We start from the raw sequence: 21,421 nt of genomic DNA on the forward strand, positions 1-21,421 counted from the left end.
GAGCGGGCACGGTGCGCGCAATGACTCCTGGGGCGCCCGGCAAGATCCGCAAGAGAGGCCCTAACCCCACGGGCGTGTTGGGCAGCGCTGGCTCAGGCGGCGGAGAGCGCGATCTCGGTGGACTTGATCAGGGCGACCACACGGGTGCCGGCCGCCAGGCCGAGGTCCTCCACGGCGTCCTTGGTGATGGCGGCGGTCAGCTCGCCGCCTTCGATGGCGACCTTGACGGTGGCCATCGCCCCACCGGTGGCCACCTCCACGACGGTGCCCGGGAGTTGGTTGCGGATGCTCACACCGGTGACCGGGGCGGTGGCGATCGCGATCTCGGTGGACTTGGCGAGCGCGTTGACCGACGAGCCCTCGGCGAGGCCGAGTTCCTTGACCGCGTCGAGGGTGATCGCGGCGGTGATCTCCTGGCCACCCGTCAGGCGTGCTCGTACCGTGGCCATGACCGCGCCGTTGGTGATCGCGGTGACGGTGCCGGGGAACTGGTTGCGAATGCTCAGCGTCATGACGGGCTCCTCGATCGAAGGCGCATTTCGGGCAGATCGGACTGCCGCTGCCGCCCAGCCTGCCACGCCCGTCACGACCCCGTCGCCAGTCACTCGCATCAGCCAGCGGTATGGCGGGCCGGGCCTCGCAAATTCCGCCCACTCGGCGGCGGATCTCACCCGGTGGGCGCAACGGGCGCCCGTCAGAAGCCGGCCCGCGCACGCAGACGGGCAGCCGGAGAGCCGCCGACCGGAAGCCGGCAGGCCGGCGGCTCTCCGGCCTCGCGCCGGGCCTTGCGGAGCCGGCGGCGAGGCTGCTCGCTGCGGGACGGGGGTACCCCGGCGAGCTCGGTGCCGATCCTGCCGCACCGTCCTCGCGCCCGACTGGAGCCGCCCCGTGACGCGAAAGGTCCCCCCGGATGCCGGTGCGGCATCCGGGGGGACCTTCGTCAGATGACAGTTGACGCTACGTCAGCCCAGCGTGGCCAGCGCCTCGTTGAGGATCGCCGACGGACGCATCACGGCCTCGGCCTTGGCGGCGTCCGGCTGGTAGTAGCCGCCGATCTCGACCGGCTGACCCTGGACGGCGATCAGCTCGGCGACGATCGCCTGCTCCTGCTCGGTCAGCGTCTTGGCCAGCGGGCCGAAGGCCTCGGCCAGTTCGGCGTCCGCGGTCTGCTTGGCCAGCTCCTGGGCCCAGTACGTGGCCAGGTAGAAGTGGCTGCCGCGGTTGTCGATACCGCCCAGGCGGCGGCTCGGCGACTTGTCCTCCTCCAGGAAGGTGCCGGTGGCGCGGTCCAGGGTGTCGGCCAGCACCTGGGCGCGGGCGTTGCCGGTGGTCTGCGCCAGGTGCTCGAAGCTGGCCGCCAGCGCGAAGAACTCGCCCAGGCTGTCCCAGCGCAGGTAGTTCTCCTTGAGCAGCTGCTGGACGTGCTTGGGGGCGGAGCCGCCGGCGCCCGTCTCGAAGAGGCCACCGCCGTTGATCAGCGGGACGACCGAGAGCATCTTGGCGCTGGTGCCCAGCTCCAGGATCGGGAACAGGTCGGTCAGGTAGTCGCGCAGCACGTTGCCGGTGACCGAGATGGTGTCCTCGCCACGGCGGATGCGCTCCAGCGAGAAGGCGGTCGCCTGCTCCGGCGAGAGGATCTCGATCTGCAGACCCTCGGTGTCGTGCTCGGGCAGGTACTCCTTGACCTTGGCGATCAGGTTGGCGTCGTGCGCGCGGTCCTCGTCCAGCCAGAAGACGGCCGGGCTGCCGGTGGCGCGGGCGCGGTTGACGGCCAGCTTGACCCAGTCGCGGATCGGCACGTCCTTGGTCTGGCAGGCGCGGAACACGTCGCCGGCGCCGACCGGCTGCTCGATGACCACGTTGCCGGCCGCGTCGACCAGGCGGACGGTGCCGTCGGCCGGGATCTCGAAGGTCTTGTCGTGGCTGCCGTACTCCTCGGCCGCCTGCGCCATCAGGCCGACGTTCGGCACCGAGCCCATAGTGGCCGGGTCGAAGGCGCCGTGCTCGCGGCAGTTGTCGATGACGACCTGGTAGACGCCCGCGTAGCTGCTGTCCGGCAGCACGGCCAGGGTGTCGGCCTCCTTGCCGTCCGGGCCCCACATGTGGCCGGAGGTGCGGATCATGGCCGGCATCGAGGCGTCGACGATGACGTCGCTGGGCACGTGCAGGTTGGTGATGCCGCGGTCGGAGTCGACCATCGCCAGCGCCGGGCCCTCGGCCAGCTCGGCGTCGAAGGAGGCCTTGATCTGCTCGCCGTTCGGCAGCGCGGACAGGCCCGCCAGGATCGCGCCCAGGCCGTCGTTCGGGGTCAGGCCGGCGGCGGCGAGGTCGGCGCCGAACTGCTCGAAGGTCTTCGGGAAGAAGGCGCGCACCACGTGGCCGAAGATGATCGGGTCGGAGACCTTCATCATGGTGGCCTTCAGGTGCACCGAGAAGAGCACGCCCTCGGCCTTGGCCCGGGCGATCTGGGCGGTGAGGAAGGTGCGCAGCGCGGCGACGTGCATCACCGAGGCGTCGACGACCTCGCCCGCGAGCACCGGCACCGACTCGCGCAGCACGGCGGTGCTGCCGTCGGCGGCCAGCAGCTCGATCCGCAGCGAGCCGGCCTCGCCGATCACCGCGGACTTCTCGGAGTGGCGGAAGTCGCTGACGCCCATGGTGGCGACGTTGGTCTTGGAGTCCGAGCTCCAGGCGCCCATCCGGTGCGGGTGCTTCTTGGCGTACTTCTTGACCGAGGCGGGCGCCCGGCGGTCGGAGTTGCCCTCGCGCAGGACCGGGTTGACGGCGCTGCCCTTGACCTTGTCGTAGCGGACGCGGACCTCGCGGTCCTCGTCCGTCTTCGGGTCGTCCGGGTAGTCCGGCAGCGCGTAGCCCTGGGCCTGCAGCTCGGCGATCGCGGCCTTGAGCTGCGGGATCGAGGCCGAGATGTTCGGCAGCTTGATGATGTTGGCCTCGGGCGTCTTGGCCAGCTCACCGAGCTCGTGGAGGGCGTCGTGGATCCGCTGGCCCTCCTGGAGACGCTCCGGGAAGCTGGCGATGATGCGCCCGGCCAGAGAGATGTCGCGAGTCTCCACCTTGACGCCCGCCGTCGAGGCGTACGCCTGGACCACCGGCAGGAACGAATACGTCGCCAGGGCCGGGGCCTCGTCAGTGTGCGTATAGATGATGGTCGAGTCAGTCATCGGTGCTCCGCTTCACGGCTACAACGTCTTGATATCAAGATATCCCGTGACCGACCCTAGCCGATACCAACCCCGGGGCGAACCGCCGGAGGAGAACCGGTCGCACTTGACCATGACGGCCGCCCCGGACCGGTGGGTCCGGAGCGGCCATCAGCGGGTCAGCAGATCAGAAGGTCGGCGCGTCAGAGGGTGGCATTGAGGGTGAACGGCTGGGTCACCGTGCCCGCCGCGCTCCTGGCCGTGATGGTCAGGTGGAAGCTGCCCAGCGCCAGCTCGGTGCCGGAGAGGGTGGCGGTGCCGTTACTGCCCGGGGTGAAGGTGATCCCGCCCGGCAGCGTGCCGCTCAAGCTCAGCACCGCGGCCGGGAAGCCGGTGGTGGTGATCGTGTAGTTGAACGGGATCAGCAGGAAAGCGGTTGCCGAGGGCTTGCTGGTGATCGCCGGCGGCTGGTTCACCGTGACGGCGAGCGCCTGGGTGGCCGTGCCGGCCGCGTTGGCGGCCGTGACCGTCAGCGGGTAGACCCCGCCGCTGCCGGCGGCCGGGGTGCCCGCCAGCGTCGCCGAGCCGTTGCCGCTGTCCTTGAAGGTCACGCCCGCGGGCAGCGTGCCGGTCGCGGTCAGCTTCGGGGCCGGGACTCCGGTGGCGGTCACCGCGAAGCTGCCCGCGCTGCCCGTGGTCAGCGTGGCCGTGCTCGCGCTGGTCACCGCCGGGCCGGTGGACTGGGTGACCGTGACGGTCACCTGGGCGGTGGCGGTGCCCGCGCTGCTGGTCGCCGTGATGGTCACCGGGTAGCCGCCGCCGGTGCCCGAAGCGGCGGTGCCGGCCAGGCTGCCGGTGCCGTCGCCGTTGTCCTTGAAGGTCAGGCCGCTCGGCAGGGTCCCGCTCTCGGAGAGCGCGGGGGCCGGGTAGCCGCTGGTGGTCACCGCGAAGGTGCCCGCGGTGCCGGTGGTGAAGGCCGCCGTGGTGGCGCTGGTCACGGCGGGCGCCTGGGCGACGCCCAGGGTCAGGTTCTGGACGACCGAGCCGGCGGCGTTGCTCGCGGTGATGGTGAGCGGGTAGCTGCCGCCGCTACCGGCTGCCGGGGTGCCCGCCAGGGTGGCGGTGCCGTCGCCGTTGTCAGTGAAGGTCACACCGCCGGGCAGGTTGCCGCTCTCCTTGAGCGCGGGCAGCGGGGAGCCGGTGCTGGTCACGGTGACGCTGAAGGCGGTGCCGACGCCGGCCGCGGCGGTGGCCGAACTGGTGATCAGCGGCGCGACGTTGATGATCAGGGTGCTGGACGAGCCCGCGCCGACCGGGGTCCACGCGGAGAGCGTGCCGCCGTAGGACGCGCCGAAGGCCGCGCCGTTGACCGTGGTGCCGGCCGGGACGGTGACCGGCACGTCGACCGAGCCGCCACCGGAGTTGGTGATCACCACGGCGCCGTTCTGCACCGAGGCGGTGACCGTGCCGGCCTGCTCGGCCGAGGCCCAGGCCGCCGACTGGCCGAGGGTCTGCGCGGTCTGCGCGTCGTTCGTCTGGGTCAGCGGCGCGGTGTACCAACTGTTGTACTGCGACAGCATGTTGTTGATCAGGGTGAGCAACGTGTAACCGTAGTCGGAGGTCACGCCGTTGACCGTCTGGGTGGCCGGACCGATCAGGTTGGTCTGGTGCGCGTAGTTCATCCGCGGGTCGTCGGCCAGCACGTGGCCGAGCATGATCCGCGACTCGTTGGCGAGCACGGTGGCCTCGGTGGCCGGGGTGCTGGTGCAGGTGGTCGACGGGGTGTCGACGCACTTGCCGGTCTCGTTCGGGTACAGCGGGTCACCCATCGAGGAGTTGCTGCCCACGTAGAAGGTGTTGTACTCGCTCAGCTCGTCGGGCCAGTTGCCCGTGTTGTAGTAGATGTTGCTCGGGTAACGCGGCGCGGAGACGGCGGTGTTGCTCACGCCGCCGGCCGAGTTGCCCGCGATGGTGTAGCTCTGCGGCTGGCGCGAGGCGTCGGTGCCGAAGACCTTGATCCCCAGGTCCGCCATCGCCTGCGGCATGTTGGGGTTCTCCAGGCCGGAGTGCTCACCGGTGACCAGGCTGCTGGTGGTGTAGTTGGTCAGGCCGTTGTTGACGGCGAACGCGTCGTCCAGACCGATCTCCTGCTCGATGCTGGAGTCCGGGTTGGCGCTGGTGGCCGGCAGCCAGCCCGCGCGCGAGGCGCAGCCGATGCCGGGGTCGGTCGCGGTCGGGTAGCTGGCAGTGCTGCCCGGGCCGCCGCCCGAGGAGGTGGCGCCGGTGTCGGTGAAGGAGTACCCGGTGGTCGCGCCGGTCGGGTCCTCCTTCACCTGGCCGACCAGGCCGAAGCTGGTGGAGCCGGCCGGGGCGCGGTAGACGTCGTAGCCCCAGAAGCCGGTGCCGCCGGAGTACTCCGACTCCAACTTGGCGAGCGAGGGACCGTCACCGTTGGCGGCGTCCGGCCAGCTCAGCGAGACCGAACCGTTCGCGGCCACGGTGACCTGCGCCGGGGTCGAGGGCTCCGACTCGCCGTAGGCGGTGGCGGCGGTGACCTCGTAGCTGTAGCCGCCGGCGGCCAGCGAGCCGCCGGCGCCCGCGGTAGGCGCGTTGGTCGGCAGCGGGGCGGCGACCGTGCACCCCAGGTACATGTGCGACCAGGTGTGCGTGATCCAGTCGAACGAGGCCTGCTGCTTGAGCAGTTCGTTGACGAAGCCGGAGTCGTTCGGGTAGCCGCTGTCCACCGTCTGGCCCGGGTCGGTGAAGGTCTGGCCGTTCACCGTGGTGCTGCCGGAGCAGTTGGCGCTGGACGTGGTGGTGGTGCTCGGCGCGGTGCAGGCGCCGATCGCGTTGAAGGCCAGCTCCAGCTTGATGCCGGTCTGCTTCTCCCAGTTGGCGACGTAGTCCACGTCGGCGGCGCTCATCTGCTCGTCCGGCGGGCCGGCGGCCGCGTTGCCGCCGATGCCGGCCGGGCAGAGCACGTCGTTCGGGTTGGTGGCGCCCGGCGTGCACTGGTACTGCCGGCTCCACTCGTTGTCCGCGATGAAGAGGTCGTCGACGTCCTGGCCGAAGTAGTTCCGGTACAGGCCGAGATGGGTGTTCTGGGTGACCCAGTTGATCAGCCCGGGCGACAGCAGCAGCCAGGGCAGCATGGTCGAGTTGTAGTCGAAGGTGAGCGACAGCTCCGAGACGCCGGCCTGCGGGTCGGTGCTCGGGTGCTGGTAGACGGCGGCCAGCGTCTGGCCCGCGGAGTTCTGCAGCCACGGGGTGACCGGGGCGCCGACGACGGGCGTGGCCGGGTAGCCGTAGGAGCCGCTCTCGAACGGCACCGGGCCCTTCAGCTCGGGCAGTTGGGCCAGCGCGGCGGTGGTCAGCTGCGCGGTCCCGGTCACCGCGCCGGAGCTCGCGGCGGTCAGGCCCAGCGAGGGCGACGGGTACATGTAGCCGTCGAGCTGGCGCACGCCGAAGCTCGACTCGTAGCTGTCCAGGCCGCTGAGCTGGCCGGCGGCGAAGAAGGTCGGCGAGTCCGCCACCACAACGCCGTTGTAGTAGGCGTGCGTTCCGCTGGAGAGCGCGGGCAGCGACACCGTCTCGCTGCCGATCGAGCCGGTGGCGGTCACCACGGTGTACGGGACGCCCTCGGTGCTCAGCGCGTTCTGCCAGGCGACGGTGGTGGGGTCGCCCGCCCCACCGCCGATCAGCAGGACCTTCAGATCCAGTTGCGGGGGTGTCGCCGCTGCGGCCGACACCCCCGCCTGTGCGGTCGCCAGCAGCGTTACCGCTGCCACCCCCGCGGCGAACCACTTAGCCCCTCGTTTGAACACGGTCTTCCCACCCCATGTCGGTACGGGTTTGCGCCGACCTGACGGCCAGCCAGCACAGCATGGAGTGAGTGAGGGGGTAGTGGGGTGGAATATGGCGGATTCGGGGGCAGATATTCATCTGGCGGCCAGCAGGGTTCAGCGAACTTCCAGGCTGCACCGGTAGCTTGACCAGGCGGGCTGGTCCAGCAGCCAGGTCCGGCGACTCAGCCGACGTTGAGGGCGGTGTCGTCGATGACGAAGCCGGTGGTGCCGCCATTGGCGTCGGTCTCGGTGCCGGTGAACTTGAGCGTGACGCTCTGGCCTGCGTAGGCGGACACGTCCGCGGTGTGCTGGCTGTAGCCGCTGTTCTTGTTCAGGTTGGAGTAGCTCGCCACCGTGCTGAGCACCGTGCCGCCACTGTTCAGCAGTTGGACGTTGAGGGTGTCAGGCTTGGCGCTGCTGGTGCTCTCGGTGGTGTCGATGTGCAGCCAGTAGGAGAGGGTCGCGGTGCAGCCGGCCGGGATGGTGACGGTCTGCGCGACGGTGTCGGTGTCGGCCTTGCCGTCACCGTTCAGCCAGGCGTCCCAACTGCCCGAGTGGGTGGGCTCGTCGGCGGTGTCGTTGTTGATCGGCGCCGAGCCGAGCGTGGAACTCTGGCTCCAGGGTGCGCCGTTGGTGCCGTTCTCGAAGCCCGGGTTGCCCAGCAGCTGCGCCGCGGTGCAGCCGCCACCGCTCGACCCGGTCACGGTGAGGGTGTAGGTCGCGGTGTGGGTTCCGGAGGCGGCCGTTCCGGTGATGGTGATGGGGTAACTACCGGATGGAGTCGTGGTGCTGGTGGCGAGGCTCAGGGTGGCGGACGAGCCCGTGGTCACCGAGGCCGGGCTGAACGAGGCGCTCGCGCCGGCCGGCAGGCCCGAGGCGGTCAGCGCCACCGACTGCGCGCTGCCGGAGGTGACCGCCGTGCCGACGGTCACGCTCGCGCCCGAGCCCGCCGCCACCGAGCCGGCGGCCGGGGAGGCCGAGAGCGAGAAGTCGTTGGCCGAGGTGCCGCCGCTCGCCGGGCTCCAGTAGTCGCCCGCCATCACGATGTCCACCAGCGTCTTGATCGTCTCGCCGTAGTAGCCGTCGCCGAACGGGTTGGTCGACAGGTAGTTCCAGATCGTGTCGGTCCACGCCTGGTCACCCGAGGCCATCGCCGCCGGACCGACCGCGTCCCCCGCCTCCTCCGCCTGGTCGGAGGTGCTGTACGGGGTGCAGTTCAGGTTCGTGTGCGGGTAGACGTTCTGCGGGTTGCCACCCGACTCGCCCTTCAGGCAAGCGCTCTCCTTGGTGGCGAGCGCGTACTCCGTCGCGGCCGTCGAGCTCCCGTTGAGCAGCGCGTCGGTGCCCATGTGCCAGGGCACCCGGATCGAGTTGTAGCCGACGATGTTGTCCGGCTGGTTCTCCTGGTAGTTGGCCGGCGCCGGCTTCGGGCTGCTGGTGTCGGCGTTGACCACGAAGTCGGACAGCAGGCCCGCGTTGGAGGAGTAGGCGGCGGTGAAAGCGCGGTCCAGCGCCTCGGTGCGCTGGATCACCTTGTTCCAGTCGTGCGAGGTGTCGTAGGCCGCGAACGCCCGCAGGTGGTCGAGCATCTGGTCGGAGGGGCGGGTGTCGGTGTTCGGACCGTCGTCCTCGCACTTCAAGTGCCCGTCGGGCGCCACGTCATGGGCGTAGAAGGAGGCCAGCCAGGCCTTGGCGTCAGCGGTGTAGCCGCCCCACTGCTGATCGGCCAGGATCAGGCCGTAGCCGATGTCCAGGTCGCCGTCGGTGGCCGCGTCCGGGGTACCACTGCTGTAGTACTTGCAGGTCTTGCCGTCCAACTGCCACTGCATCAGGCCGTACTGGTCCTCGTGGTCCTTGACCAGCTGCCACAGGCCGTTGAACTCGGCCTGCGCGCCGGCGTCGTAGCCGGCCATCAGCGGCACGATGTTCATGCCGTAGCCCTGGCCCTCGGAGACCGGGCCGTTGTTGGTCGCGTCGCCGTCGCCCTTGGTGGACACGTAGTACTCGTTGCTCGCGCAACCGTGCACCAGGTAGCTGGACTTCCACGCGCTGTACTGCTTCTCCACGGCGGCGTCGCGGGTGGCCTGGGAAGCCGAGGGCAGGACGCCGACCTGGTAGGTCACGTGAGTCGGGAACGGGTGGGTGGGGGTGGCGGCGGCCTGGGCGGGCGCCGCGGCCAGCGCGGTGAGCGAGAGCCCGATCAGGCATCCCGTCAGCACGGAGGCGAGCGGGGTCTTCCAGTGGGTTCGCACGCGGAACTCCTTCGTGGGGGGCGGAGTTGGGCGATAGTTAGGAAAGCTTCCTTACGAGATGCTGTCAAGGGGCACCGCCAGAACTGGGTGCGCTGACCTCGTCCAAGGTGCTGCCCCCCGGAGGGATGGCCACAGTCCGCCGGGGGTGGGGCTGCGGCCGGCCGGGCGGCTACGCCGTCGCCCGGCGGGCGTAGACCTCGATCTCGATCTTCATCCGGACATCCGCGAGGCCGCACACCAGCATCGTCGCGGCCGGCCTGACCTCGCCGAAGCAGCGCCGCAGCACCGGCCAGCACGGCTCGAAGTCCGCGCGCTCAGGCAGCAGGTAGCGCACCCGCACCACATCGGCGAAGCCGCATCCGGCCTCCTCCAGTGCGGCCCCGATGTTGCGCAGGCACTGCTCGGCCTGCTCCACCACGTCGTCCGAGATGGTCATCGTCGTGTAGTCGAAGCCGGTGGTACCCGACACATGCACCCAGTCGCCGTCGACCACGGCCCGGGCATAGCCGATCTGCTCCTCGAAGGTGGAACCGCTGAGGATCGCACGTCGCTCTGTCATGATCGAACGCTAGGCGACCGACGCGGCACCCGTCCACCGCCGCCGCGCGGTCGCAAGTCGGCATCGCGGGCGTGCTGTCGGCGCCACGGGGCCGCAAGTCAGCGCCGGCGAGCGGAAGTCAGCGCGACTCCCCCGCCAGCAGGTCCGCACCCCACACCGTCAGCCGCTCCGCCGCTGTCCCGGTGCCGTCCAGCACCTGCCGGACGAACGCCTCCCGCTCGTGCGCCAGTACTGCGGCCTCCCAGACGCACGGCGCCAACCCAGCTCGCCCGGGCCGGAGTTGCTCGGGCTTCCCGGCCGGACCGATGAAGATCGCCAGGTCGGACATGTGCCCCTCGATCCAGCTGTGCACCAGGATGTAGTCGCCGTCCGCGCCCGCGTGCGCGATCAGCACGGCGAGCCCCAGCGAGCCCCGGGCCGCGCCGCCCGCCAGGTGCCCGGCGGCGAGGTCCACCAACGGCGCCAGGTCGAGCTCGGTCAGGGCGCGCCCCGGTGCCTCGATCGCGTACACCTTCAGCAGGTGGCCGCCGGCCTCCCGAGTGGCGAACGGCCGGATGGTGCGGGTGTGGTGGCCGGCGGCGAGCGCGAGCAGGGCCCGCTCGTCCACCGCTGACGGCAGCGTCGAGGCCGCCGAGGGAACCTGATGAGTGGTCATTCCCCCATCATCGGGTGGCGGACGGCTCAGTGCCAGGGTCTCCGCGAGGCAGATCCAGGGGTGCTGATCGCCGGCGTGCTGCGAGCCGAGGCGCCGAGCGCAGTGGTACTGAGCACGGCCGTGGGTGCCGATCGGCGGGCGCACCGTCACGCGAGCCCCCGACCGGCCCACTGACCGCGCGTCAGATCGGCCTCGCTCAGCACCCCGCCACTAGCGTCACCCTGGACGCAGTGACGACACGAGGTGGTGGAGATGCCCGAGGCGAGCAGCGAACGCGATCGGCTGACGGTTCCGCAGGGCCTGGCCGCGCTCTCCCTCGACGCGCTGGCCTCCGTCGCGTACGGGCCCGAGGCGATCGTGCTCGTGCTGGCCGTGGCCGGCAGCCAGGGGCTGAACTACACCCTGCCGGTGACCCTGGCGATTGTCGTGCTGCTGGCCGCGCTGACCTTCTCCTACCGCCAGGTGATCGCCGCCTTCCCGAACGGCGGCGGCGCCTACGCGGTGGCCAAGGCACACTTGGGCCGGCGGGTCAGCCTGGTCGCCGCCGCCTCGCTGATCATCGACTACGTACTGAACGTCGCGGTCTCGGTCTCGGCCGGCGTGGCCGCGCTGACGTCCGCGTTCCCCTCCCTCTACGCCGACCGGGTGGTGCTCTGCGTGGTGGTGCTGGCCGTGATCACCGCGGTCAACCTGTACGGCGTCGCCGAGTCGGCCAAGATCCTGATCCTGCCGACGGTGGTCTTCGTGGTGGCGATCTTCACGGTGATCCTGGTCGGCCTGCTGCGTACCAACCCGGTGACCGAGCCCACCCACGCGGCGGCGGCCACCGAGAGCGTCGGCGTCCTGCTGCTGCTCAAGGCCTTCGCCTCCGGCTGCGCGGCGCTGACCGGGGTGGAGGCGATCGCCAACGCCGTGCCGACCTTCCGCAAGCCCCGGGTGCAGCGCGCGCAGCGCACCGAGATCGCACTCGGCGGGCTGCTCGGCAGCATGCTGATCGGCCTCTCGCTGCTGATCCGTCACTTCCAGGTCGCGCCGAACCCGACCAAGACCTTGCTCGCCCAGCTCACCGAAGCCGCGCTCGGCCACAACGTGGCTTTCTACGTCGTCCAGTTCAGCACCACCGCCCTGCTGGCCCTGGCGGCGAACACCTCGTTCGGCGGGATGCCGGTGCTCACCTCGCTGCTGGCCCGCGACCACCACGTGCCGCACGTCTTCGCACTGCGCGCCGACCGGCAGGTCTACCGGCACGGGGTGCTGGTGCTGGCGGGCGCGGCGCTGGTGCTGCTGATCGGCGCACAGGGCAACACCCAGGCGCTGGTCCCGGTCTTCGCGATCGGCGTCTTCATCGGCTTCACCATCTCCCAGATCGGCATGGTGCGGCACTGGCGCCTGGAGCGCGGTCCCGGCTGGCACGGCCGGGCACTGCTCAACGGGATCGGCGCGGTGCTCACGGCGGCGGCGACCGTGATCGAGCTGATCGCCAAGTTCGACAAGGGCGGCTGGCTGGTCTTCCTGGCGGTGGCCGTGCTGGTCACGCTCTTCGAGTCGATCCACCGCAGCTACGCGCGGATCGGCCTGGCCCTGCACGTCGGTGAGGTGCCCGAACCGCCGCAGCAGCTGCGCTCGCTGGTGATCGTGCCGGTCGGCGCGGTCAACCGGCTGACCCAGGAGGCGCTCGGCATCGCGCTGTCGCTGGGCGACGAGGTGCGCGCGGTGACCGTGGTGCACCCCGAGGACGAGGACGGGCCGAGCGCGGAGCAGCTCCTGGAGGCCTGGAACCAGTGGCACCCGCGGGTGCCACTGACCGTGCTGGCCAGCCGCTCGCGCTCGTTGGCCCGGCCGATCGTGGACCACCTGCGCGAGCTGGCGGCGGCCGACGAGCACGACCGGCTGGTGGTGCTGATCCCCGAGCTGCACCTGCCGCACCCCTGGCAGCGGCTGCTGCAGAACCAGCGCGGCGTCCTCCTCGACCGCGCGATCCGCCAGCACACCGACGCGGTCATCTGCCGCCTGCGCCTGCGGCTCCCGATCCCGGACTGACAGACCCGCCGCGCGCCGTGCCACCCTCGGACCTGACGGATCGTCAGAGTCGGTCCAGCTACTGCCGGTTCAGCTCCGTTCGGCACCCGGCCAGCGCTGCTCGACCTTCGCCAGCCGCCAGTACGTCAGCGCGCCGGCCCAGACCACCACGAAGAGTCCGACGATGACGAAGCCGACGTTGTTCAGGTCGACGCCGGAGACCCAGCCGGTGACCGGGTCGGTCAGGCCGAGTTGGTCGTGCAGCACGCCGACCAGCTCGATGGTGCCGATCAGGAAGGCGACGGCGATCGACAGCCCCGTGATGGTGAGGTTGTAGTAGACCTTGCGGGTCGGGTTGGAGAACGCCCAGTGGTAGGCGAAGTTCATGAAGGTGCCGTCGAGGGTGTCGAACAGGCTCATGCCGGAGGCGAAGAGCAACGGCAGGCAGAGGATCGCGTACCAGGGCAGGCCGGCGGCCGCGCCGGAGCCGGCCATCACCATCAGCGTGACCTCGGTCGCGGTGTCGAACCCGATGCCGAACAGCAGCCCGATCGGGTACATCTGGCCGGGGCGGGTGATCGACTTGGTCAGCCGGCCCAGGATGCGGTTCATGAAGCCGCGGTTGTCCAGGTGCTTCTCCAGCTCGTGCTCGTCGAACTGGCCCGCCCGCATCGCCTTGAACACCCGGTGGATCCCGGCCAGCGAGACCAGGTTGAGCGCCGCGATCAGGTAGAGGAACCCGCCCGAGACGCTGGTGGAGACCAGGCCGAGCATCTTGTGGGCACCCGAGTTGTCGTCGGTCAGGGTGCCGACCACCTGGGCACCGGCCGCGACCAGGCCCGCCAGCACCACCACGATGGTGGAGTGGCCGAGCGCGAACCAGAAGCCGACCGAGATCGGCCGCTTGCCGTCGGCCATCAACTTGCGCGTGGTGTTGTCGATCGCCGCTATGTGGTCGGCGTCGAAGGCGTGGCGCATGCCCAAGGTGTAGGCCGTGACGCCCAGGCCCAGACCGAAGACCTGGTTGCCGACGGTGTAGCGGTGCGGGGCGACCATCGTGATCAGGACGAAGAAGGCGACCACGTGCATGGCCAGGATCACCGCCAGCAGGCCGCCGGTACGGATCCAGTCCCGTCTCTCCCAGCTGAGGGAGGGGGTTGCGGCGCCCGCGGACAGGGCGGACGCGCTCGCGGAAGCGGTTTCGGGCATGGTCATCTCAGGGCAGCCTCTCCAGCACCTCGTGGACAGTTCGTCGTGCGGTGCCGTGGCCGGTCTCCTGGCTTTGGGGTACCGACCTCCCGAAGGGCGCGGAGAGTCGAACGTCCCCGCACCCGGCCTTCCCAGACGCCAAGGCATCCAGTGACCTCCCGCCGTCGCGGGCGAGAGTGGTGCGAGAACTTCCCGATAACAGTGGCGAGGGCCGCTCCGGACTCCTGTGACAAGGCACAGTGCACCGGTCTTCCCGAACACCACGGCGGTGAACAACCTAGGGCCCGGCCCGCTCGGCCACAAGCCTGCATACTTCCGCAGGTGTTCAGCTGTGGTGGACATCACCGGCGCACGGTGGCGAAGATGACTCCCATGCACCTGGTACCGGAGGACCGCGCACACCGGCGCGCGATCGACGAGCACACCGTCTGCGACGCCATCGCCGGCATCGGCGCGCCGGAGAGCGTCCGCGCCTGGGCCGCCCGCTTCTCGCTGCTCGCCGAACCGAGCCGCCTGGCCCTGCTGCTGGCCATCCACCGCGCCGGCCCGATCGCCGTCACCGACCTCGCCCTCGCCACCGGCATCAGCGAGACCGCCGTCTCCCAGACGCTGCGCCTGCTGCGCGCCTCGGGCACCGTGACGGCGGCGAAGGACGGCCGGGTGGTCCGCTACCAGCTGCTCGACCCCGACGTGGCCGCCCTGCTGGACCCGATGCCGCAGCTGCCACACATCCCGCACGTCCGGCGGGTGCCGCAGGTGCCGCACCAGGACTGACGGCGGGGCCGCACTTCTCGCTACGCCTTCTTGAGTCGGGTCACCAGCTTGTGCGTCAGGCCACGGGCGATCAGCTTGACCATGTCGACCTTGCGCGGCTCGTTGTAGATCAGGAAGTCGTCGAAGCGGTGCACACCCCGCCGACCGGCGACGGCGACGGCCGCGTCGCGGATCGCCACCAGCTGCGCCACGCTCATCTGGAGTGCCCGCTCATCGGGCTGGTACGCGGCGCCGATCGGGTAGTCGACGCCCGGACGGGTGGTCATCTCGACGTGGCAGCCCAACACATGGGTGATCGGTCGGGTGCCCGCGAAGTCGACCAGCCGCTCCATGGTCGCCAGGAACGCGGCGGAGTCGGCCACGTAGAGGCGGCCCGGCAGCACGGTGTCACCGGTGAGCAGGACCGCGGTCCACGGGTCGTAGATGGTGATCGCCGCTTGGTGGTGCCCCGGAGAGGCGAGGACCTCCAGGACTCGGCCGCCGAGGTCGAAGGTGACGTTTTCGAGCGGCTGGGAGTCGCTCGAGCCGGAGACCGAGCCGGACCCGAATCCAGCGCCCAACCCGAAGAAGGAACGGACGGCGTCGGCCTCCCGGGCGACCACAGTGGTCGCGGGACGGTCGGCGAACTGGGCGTCCGCGGCCACGTGGTCGCCGTGCCCGTGCGTGTGCGCGATCACCAGCTCGTACCGCGCGCGGCGTTCGCCCTGCTCGCCAGGGTGCTGGTCGAGCCACTCGCCGATCAGCCGGTCGACCGTCGTGCGCAAGGGGAAGTGGTCGGGGTCGGCCGTCGCGCCGGTGTCCAGCAGCAGGGCCCGGTCGTTGCCGAAGAGCAGGAAGATGAACGGCGCCTCGTAGTTGACCGACTTGCTCTGGCGCAGGATGACGGTGTGCTCGTCGTAGTGGTGCACCTGGATCTTCGGCTCGCCGTCCGAGCGCTTGCCGGGCACACCGTGGATCCAACTGACCTCCAGCGAGCCGGCGGTGGGCGCCGCGCTCACGAAGTCGATCAGGCTGTCAGTCATCGGAGTCATTCTCGTTCTCCCCCGCTTCGAAGTCTGGTAGCGGCGTCGCCGCCATGAAGTACCGGACGCGCTGCCGTCCGGGTCGCAGCTGCCGACCGTCCGCCGCGCTCCTGGCGAGGTAGGGCTGGAGCAGCGCCAGCCACTGCTCTTGGAGCTCTGCGGCCTCGTCGGCGGACAGCACGGCGATCGCGGCGGTGATGGCTGCCTTCGGGGTGCCGTGCTCATCGCCCTGTGGGGGCTGATCGCCTTGTGCGGGGCGGTCCTTGTGAGCCAGGTGGTCGAGGATCGCCTGCATCTCCCGTTCCACCACCAGACGTTCGAGCTGCCGCGTGACGACCGCGTCACCGCCTGAGGCGATCCGCACGGTCGGCTGCGACTCGGCCACCCGCCACTGCCGCTCGCGACGGTCGCGTCCCGGACCGGCGTCCTCCACGTAGCCGTACTTGGCGAGCTGACGGAGATGGAACGAGCAGTTCGCCTGCGGCACACCGAGGACACGTCCGCACTGCGCCGCCGTCGCCGGCCCGGTCGCGGCCAGCAGCTCCATCAGGTCGAGGCGGAGCGGGTGGGCCAAGGCCCGGATCGCCGTGGGGTCGCTGATTCGCATATCCCAAAGACTACTTTGGGATATGGAGATGTCAAGGGTCTCTTTGACTTCTGGGTGGACCGGCTCCCGCATACCCGCAGAGTTCGCCGCGATCCTCGCCCCCGCCGACGCCGCCGTCCGGGCCGGCCGGGAGGACGAGGACAGCACTGCGGTGCGGTCGCCGCGCTGTACGGCGTCCGGGAGTTGGTGCTCGGGGCGTGGGGTTGCGGGGTGTTCCGCAACGACCCGGACGTGGTGGCCGAGGCCTTCGAGCAAGCGCTTTCCTGCCACGGCGCGGCGTTCGGCAAGGTGGTGTTCGCGATCTGGGACCGCTCGCCGGAGTCGGTGAACCGGGCGGCCTTCCGGGCGCGCTTCGGTGCGGGCGAGGGCTGATCCGACCTCAGGCCGCTCGATGACCGCTCGGCCGGACGAACGGGACGGACGGCGCCGGCGGGGCGGGCGGGGCGGGCGGGGCGACCAGCCTGGGGTCCAGGACGAGGTCGTACACGCCCAGCGGCTCGGTCAGCTCGCGCAGCGCCGGCTCGGTCAGCTCGGCCGACGCCTGCTCGGGGCCCAGCAGGGCGCGCAGGGCCGCGAGGGAGCTGAAGGCGACGGCGCACCGGCTGCCGTCGCGCTGCCGGAAGAGCCGCAGCAGCTGGGTGCCACCGACGATACGGACCGGGACGTGGCGGACGGCGAGGTCCTCGGGAGCACCGGACGGCTCAGGCCGACCGGGCGACACGAGCGGCGTGGACGGTACGGGCAGCGCAGGCGACGCGGGCAGGCGGTGTGCGGTGGTCACGGCGTTCCTCCGAAGGTGATGCACTGCTCAGTCGAGGTACTGCATCCCGAAGCGGCAGTGCGCGGGGGCCGTGCGCTCCCGGTCCGCCACCCGGGCGAGCGGCTCGGCCTCAGCCGGCTCACCCGACTCGCTCGGCTCGGTCGACCCGCTCGACCCGCTCAGCCCGTACCGTCCGCTCGGCCGGCTCGGCTCGCCCGTCGCGCTCGCCGCCGACGTCCGGTCCACGGCGAAGGCCGTCCCCGACAGCAGCCCGCGCAGCACCGCGTCCGCCATCGAGCGGGGCAGCGGCAGCTCGGAGGGCTCGACCGGTAGCGGGACGGAGCTGGGGGCCTGCGTTGCAGTCATGGGTTCGCTTCCTTCCGGGGCCGTTCGCGCCGGGATCCTGGGTGATCCCGGGCGCAGCTCCAGTGGAGCCCCGTCACCTCCGCATCGCACCCGGCCTTGACGCGCGGATTACGCGCGCGGCCCCGTCCTTGACGTCACCTTGACACTTCGTCCCCCGATCGGACGCGGTGGCCCGCCGCGCCGGGCCGCAGGACACCTGCCGCAGACAGCGACGGAGGGCGGCCACCAGCACGCCGCCCTCCGTTCCCAGCTACCGCGCGCGTCAGGCCGCCGCGCCCACCCGCCGCGTGGCCGGACGCCGCCCCCGCCCGGGCTTGACCAGGAACGTCGCCGCGTACACCGCGCTCGCCGTGGCCATGATCGTGAAGCTCGGCGGCAGCTTCGGCAGCTCGGCACTGAGCAGCAGGCCGCCCCACATCTCGCCGACCGCGAGGCCGGCGGAGAGCGCCAGCGCGTGGAACGGACGGTCCGTCAGCCGGATCGCCGCGCCTGCGGGGGCCGCCAGCAGGCCGAGCAGCAGCAGCGAGCCGACCGCCTGGGTCGCCTCCGCCGCGCAGGCGCCGACCAGCACCAGGAAGCCGAAGCCGAGCAGGCGCACCGGCACTCCGCGCGCCGCCGCGACCGCCTCGTCCACCGTGGCGAAGAGCAGCGGCCGGCCGATCAGCAGGGTGAGCAGGCAGATCGCGCCCGCGATGACGACGGCCAGCGTGGTCTGCGAGCTGCTCAGCCCGAAGATCGAGCCGAAGAGCACGCTGGTGCCCGCGCCGCCGTTGCCCGAGCCGCTGCGCGAGGTGGTGTAGACGGTCAGGAAGAACGCGCCGAGCCCGAGGATCCAGGCGAAGACGTTGCCGATCACCACGTCGTCGGGCCGGCCGCGCCGGCCGAGGCCGCCGAGCAGCAGGCCGACGCCGATGGTCGCGGCGAACAGGCCCAGGCGCAGGTCGTAGCCGCCGGCCAGGGCCGCCATCGCGCCGGTGAACGCGACGTGGCTGAGCGCGTCACCGGTGAACAACTGGGCCCGCAGCACCAGGAAGTAGCCGACCAGGCCGCAGGCCAGCGCGATGAACGTGCCGGCCAGCAGCGCGTGCTGGAAGAACGCCTGGGAGAGCACCGAGGTCATGCCGCACCCCCTGCGCCGAGCGCCGCCGGGCCGTGACCATGGCCGCCATGGCCGCCATGGCCGCGCCCCTGGCCGCCCTCGTGGGCGCGGCCCCAGGCTTCGCGGCCCAGCCGCAGCAGCAGCGCCAGCACGTAGCCGGCGAAGGCGAAGGTGGTCACGAAGAAGCCCAGCGGGTAGGGCTGGTAGTACGCGGCGATCAGGCCCGCCCAGCAGACGCCGAGGCCGAGCAGCACCGAGAGCAGCAGGCTCAGCCCGGGCCGGGCGGTCAACTGTCCGGCGGTGGCCGCCGGGATCACCATCAGCGCGAAGACCAGCAGGGTGCCGGTGATCTGGCTGGCCTCGGCGGTCGCCGCGCCCAGCAGCACCAGGAAGAGGGTGCCGAGCAGCCGCACCGGCACACCGCGCCCGGCCGCCACCTGCGGGTCGACCGAGGCGAAGAGCAGCGGTCGGCCGATCACGGCGAGCACGGCCAGCACCACGGCGCCGACCACCGCCAGCACCGTCACCTGGCTGGTGGTGATGCCCAGGAAGCTGCCGAAGAGCAGCGCGGTCGGCCCTTCCAGCAGGCCCTTGTAGAGGCTGATGAAGAGGAACCCGCAGGCCAGCGCGAAGGCTTGGACGGTCCCGGTGACCGCGGACTCCTCCGCGCCGCTCCCCTGGCCCTTGCGGCCGAGCGCCGCGATCACCAGGGCCGCCGCGATGCAGAAGCCGAAGTAGCCGAGCGAGGTACTGAAGCCCGCCAGGACCGCCAGCGAGGCGCCCGGGAAGGCGGCCACCGACAGGGTGTGCCCGGCAAAGGTCTGGCGGCGCAGCACCATGAACCAGCCCACCACCGCGCAGACCACCGAGACGACCAGGCCGGCTCGGAAAGCGTTCACCATGAAGGCGTAGGACCACATGTCCTGGAAATCGGCAACCAGGTTCCAGGAGAACACCGGTGACGCCACGTCAGCCAGCTGCACGATCATCACCTCCGGCTGCGGCACCAGCGGTGACGCCGCCAGCGCTCGCGGCGACGGTGGCCGCGTGCCGGTCGACGTGCCGGGCCGGGGCTTCCGGCTGGCCGACCACCACCAGGCGGCCGTCGCTGGTGCGCAGCACCTCGACCGGCGTGCGGTAGAGGCGGGTCAGCGTCTCGGAGGTGATCACCTCGGTCGGCGTGCCGGCCATCGCGCCGCCCTCGGCGAGGTAGACCACCCGGTCGAGGTGGTGCAGGATCGGGTTCACGTCGTGCGCGACCATCACCACCGACACCCCCTCCTGGTGGCAGATCCGGCCGAGCAGCGCCGCGATCGCGCTCTGGTTGGGCAGGTCCAGGCTGTCCAACGGCTCGTCGAGCAGCAGCACGGACGGACGGCGGACCAGCGCCTGGGCGATCAGCAGCCGCTGCTGCTCACCGCCGGAACACTGCCCGATCGGCCGGTGCGCGTACTCGGAGGCACCCACCAACTCGATGACCTCGGCGACGCGTTCACGCGCCGCACGGCGTTCGGCGCGGCCCAGGCCCGGAATCGGGATCCCCCACTTGTCCCCGTCCAGGCCCAGGCGCACCACGTCGATCCCGCGGATCCGCACGCTGGCATCGAAGTTGCGGCGCTGCGGCAGGTAGCCGACGCCCGCGCTGTGCGCACCTGGCGCGCCGCCGAGCACCGTCACCTCGCCGGCGGCGGGCGGCAGCACCCCGAGCAGCACCTTCACCAGGGTGGACTTGCCGACCCCGTTGGGGCCCAGGACAGCGGTGAACTCCCCTGCGCCGACGGTCAGATCGACCCCCGACCAGAGGGTCCGCCCGCCGACCCGGACGGCCGCGCCGCGCAGCGACAGGACGGGCTCGGCGGCCACCGCCGACCGCTGCTGCTGAGCGGGCACCCGCCCGCCGCTCGCGCGCTTGCTCGTCTCCTGGGTGGCCATCTCGTCGTGCTGGATGCTCATTTGCCGACCGCCTGCTTCAACGCGTCCTCGATGCCTTGCAGTTCCTGTACCTGCCAGTCCTGGAAAGCGGTTCCGGCGGGCGCCAGGGTCTCGGTGACCTGGGCGACCGGGATGCCCTGCGCCTTGGCCGCGTTCACCTGGGCCATCACGTCGGGGTCGGAGTTCTGGGTGTTGAAGACGTAGATCTTGATCTGCTTGCCGGAGATCTGCTTGTCGATGGTCGCCTTGTCGGCGGCGGTCGGGTCGTTGCCCTCGCTCATCGCGTCCAGGAAGCTCTCGGGGGTGATCAGCTTCAGGCCGAGCGACTCGGCCAGCGGCGTCACGATGGACTCCGAGGCGCCGATCGGGGTGCCCGCGTACGTCGCCTTGACAGCGTTTTCCAGCTGGTCGTACGGGGCGAGCGTCTGGGTCAGGAAGGTCTGCTTCTGGGCGTCGAAGTAGGCCGCGTCGGCCGGGTCGATCTTCTTGTAGTCGGCGGTGATCCGGTCGATCACCTGGTGGACGCTGTCCGCCGAGTACCACTGGTGCGGGTTGTCGCCCGCCTTCTTGCCCAGCAGGTCGCCGACCTTGAGGGCGGTGCGGCCGGAGGACGGGTTGGCGGCGAGCAGCTTGTCCGACCAGGCGTCGTAGCCGATGCCGTTGGTGATCACGTAGTCCGCCGACGCCACCGCCCGGCCGTCGCCCGTGGTGGGCTCGTAGGAGTGCGGGTCGGTGTTCGGGTTGGTGATGATGCTCTGCACCTTGACGTGGCTGCCGCCGAGCTGGGTGGCGATGCTGCCCCAGAAGTTCTCCGCGGCCACCACCTGGATCGTCTTCGAACCCTCGCCCGCCGAGGTGCTGGTCTTCGGGGCCGTCGAGCACGCGCTGGTGCCGGCGAGTACGGCGACAGCGACGACACCGAGGGCAGCGGCGGTGATGCGACGGGGACCGACGCCGGACCTGGCGTGGGGCATGGACGGACTCTCCCGGGGGCCTTCGGGTCCCGAGCTGCGGGATCCGGTTGTACTGGACACGGTAGAGCCTAGTTAGAAATGGTTTTCACATCCAGGCCAGGCGCCTATGAGGTGATAATCATTACCAATTCTTGACCGCTGGACCCCCTCTCGGCGAAGTGGATCAGCTTTCAGCCACTGGGAGTTA

Annotated in this window: 17 protein-coding genes, 1 pseudogene and 1 riboswitch; of the genes and pseudogenes, 3 read left to right on the forward strand and 15 right to left on the reverse strand. The window is 71.0% G+C overall.

All coding sequences use genetic code 11. The features are described from left to right. Positions 1-92: 92 nt before the first annotated feature. The 6 genes from P3T41_RS13675 to P3T41_RS13700 all read right to left on the reverse strand — a co-directional run bounded on the left by P3T41_RS13675 (position 93) and on the right by P3T41_RS13700 (position 10,472). Positions 93-512, reverse strand: coding sequence for a TOBE domain-containing protein (locus tag P3T41_RS13675; protein ID WP_280690070.1), 420 nt, complete (start codon positions 510-512; stop codon positions 93-95). A gap of 450 nt (positions 513-962) precedes the next feature. After that, positions 963-3,182, reverse strand: a complete 2,220-nt coding sequence (locus P3T41_RS13680) for an NADP-dependent isocitrate dehydrogenase (protein WP_280690071.1) — start codon at positions 3,180-3,182, stop codon at positions 963-965. A gap of 182 nt (positions 3,183-3,364) precedes the next feature. After that, positions 3,365-6,949, reverse strand: a complete 3,585-nt coding sequence (locus P3T41_RS13685) for a putative Ig domain-containing protein (protein WP_280690072.1) — start codon at positions 6,947-6,949, stop codon at positions 3,365-3,367. A gap of 239 nt (positions 6,950-7,188) precedes the next feature. Then, on the reverse strand, positions 7,189-9,258 hold the full coding sequence (locus tag P3T41_RS13690; protein WP_280690073.1) for a glycosyl hydrolase family 8: 2,070 nt from the start codon (positions 9,256-9,258) through the stop codon (positions 7,189-7,191). A gap of 169 nt (positions 9,259-9,427) precedes the next feature. Beyond that, the gene (locus P3T41_RS13695; protein ID WP_280690074.1) at positions 9,428-9,817 is read right to left on the reverse strand and encodes a RidA family protein; all 390 of its coding nucleotides are present in this window, start codon (positions 9,815-9,817) and stop codon (positions 9,428-9,430) included. A 118-nt stretch (positions 9,818-9,935) separates the two neighbouring features. Then, on the reverse strand, positions 9,936-10,472 hold the full coding sequence (locus P3T41_RS13700) for a hypothetical protein (RefSeq protein ID WP_280690075.1): 537 nt from the start codon (positions 10,470-10,472) through the stop codon (positions 9,936-9,938). A gap of 252 nt (positions 10,473-10,724) precedes the next feature. On the opposite strand from P3T41_RS13700, the gene P3T41_RS13705 reads away from it, so the two are divergent. Next, complete coding sequence (locus P3T41_RS13705; protein WP_280690076.1) at positions 10,725-12,512, forward strand: APC family permease; 1,788 nt, start codon at positions 10,725-10,727, stop codon at positions 12,510-12,512. A gap of 69 nt (positions 12,513-12,581) precedes the next feature. Here P3T41_RS13705 and P3T41_RS13710 read toward each other — a convergent pair whose 3' ends face one another. After that, on the reverse strand, positions 12,582-13,706 hold the full coding sequence (locus P3T41_RS13710) for a HoxN/HupN/NixA family nickel/cobalt transporter (RefSeq protein WP_280690077.1): 1,125 nt from the start codon (positions 13,704-13,706) through the stop codon (positions 12,582-12,584). 33 nt (positions 13,707-13,739) lie between these two features. Next, a riboswitch (cobalamin riboswitch) is annotated at positions 13,740-13,980 on the reverse strand. 83 nt (positions 13,981-14,063) lie between these two features. Here P3T41_RS13710 and P3T41_RS13715 point away from each other — a divergent pair. After that, the gene (locus tag P3T41_RS13715) at positions 14,064-14,474 is read left to right on the forward strand and encodes a metalloregulator ArsR/SmtB family transcription factor (protein WP_348533652.1); all 411 of its coding nucleotides are present in this window, start codon (positions 14,064-14,066) and stop codon (positions 14,472-14,474) included. A gap of 20 nt (positions 14,475-14,494) precedes the next feature. On the opposite strand, the gene P3T41_RS13720 is transcribed toward P3T41_RS13715, so the two are convergent. Both P3T41_RS13720 and P3T41_RS13725 read right to left on the reverse strand, forming a co-directional pair. Beyond that, a complete protein-coding gene (locus P3T41_RS13720; RefSeq protein ID WP_280690078.1) occupies positions 14,495-15,496 on the reverse strand; it encodes an MBL fold metallo-hydrolase in 1,002 nt (333 codons plus the stop codon). Then, positions 15,489-16,103, reverse strand: a complete 615-nt coding sequence (locus tag P3T41_RS13725) for a helix-turn-helix domain-containing protein (protein WP_280690079.1) — start codon at positions 16,101-16,103, stop codon at positions 15,489-15,491. Before P3T41_RS13725 ends, P3T41_RS13720 begins: the two co-directional genes overlap by 8 nt. A gap of 156 nt (positions 16,104-16,259) precedes the next feature. On the opposite strand from P3T41_RS13725, the pseudogene P3T41_RS13730 reads away from it, so the two are divergent. Continuing rightward, positions 16,260-16,475: pseudogene (locus tag P3T41_RS13730) on the forward strand (TIGR02452 family protein); the annotation flags it as partial. 7 nt (positions 16,476-16,482) lie between these two features. Here the strand turns inward: P3T41_RS13730 and P3T41_RS13735 are convergent. The 6 genes from P3T41_RS13735 to P3T41_RS13760 form a co-directional block, all read right to left on the reverse strand. Then, entirely contained in the window at positions 16,483-16,884 is a 402-nt protein-coding gene (locus tag P3T41_RS13735) for an SAV_915 family protein (protein ID WP_280690080.1), read from the reverse strand. Positions 16,885-16,911: 27 nt separating this feature from the next. Then, positions 16,912-17,229, reverse strand: coding sequence for a hypothetical protein (locus P3T41_RS13740; protein ID WP_280690081.1), 318 nt, complete (start codon positions 17,227-17,229; stop codon positions 16,912-16,914). Positions 17,230-17,491: 262 nt separating this feature from the next. Beyond that, positions 17,492-18,349 carry a metal ABC transporter permease gene (locus P3T41_RS13745; RefSeq protein ID WP_280690082.1) on the reverse strand — a complete coding sequence of 286 codons (858 nt, stop codon included), beginning with the start codon at positions 18,347-18,349 and terminating at the stop codon, positions 17,492-17,494. Continuing rightward, positions 18,346-19,317 (reverse strand): metal ABC transporter permease, encoded by a 972-nt coding sequence (locus P3T41_RS13750; RefSeq protein ID WP_280690083.1) that lies wholly within the window; start codon positions 19,315-19,317, stop codon positions 18,346-18,348. The genes P3T41_RS13745 and P3T41_RS13750 overlap by 4 nt, the downstream gene beginning before the upstream one ends. Continuing rightward, positions 19,298-20,281: an ATP-binding cassette domain-containing protein gene (locus P3T41_RS13755; protein WP_280690084.1), complete on the reverse strand. Its 984-nt coding sequence runs from the start codon at positions 20,279-20,281 to the stop codon at positions 19,298-19,300. Before P3T41_RS13755 ends, P3T41_RS13750 begins: the two co-directional genes overlap by 20 nt. Beyond that, positions 20,278-21,234, reverse strand: a complete 957-nt coding sequence (locus tag P3T41_RS13760) for a zinc ABC transporter substrate-binding protein (RefSeq protein ID WP_280690085.1) — start codon at positions 21,232-21,234, stop codon at positions 20,278-20,280. Before P3T41_RS13760 ends, P3T41_RS13755 begins: the two co-directional genes overlap by 4 nt. Positions 21,235-21,421: the final 187 nt, after the last annotated feature.

Origin of the sequence: Kitasatospora sp. GAS204B (assembly GCF_029892155.1) — a bacterium.
In the GTDB taxonomy this organism is placed as follows: domain Bacteria; phylum Actinomycetota; class Actinomycetes; order Streptomycetales; family Streptomycetaceae; genus Kitasatospora.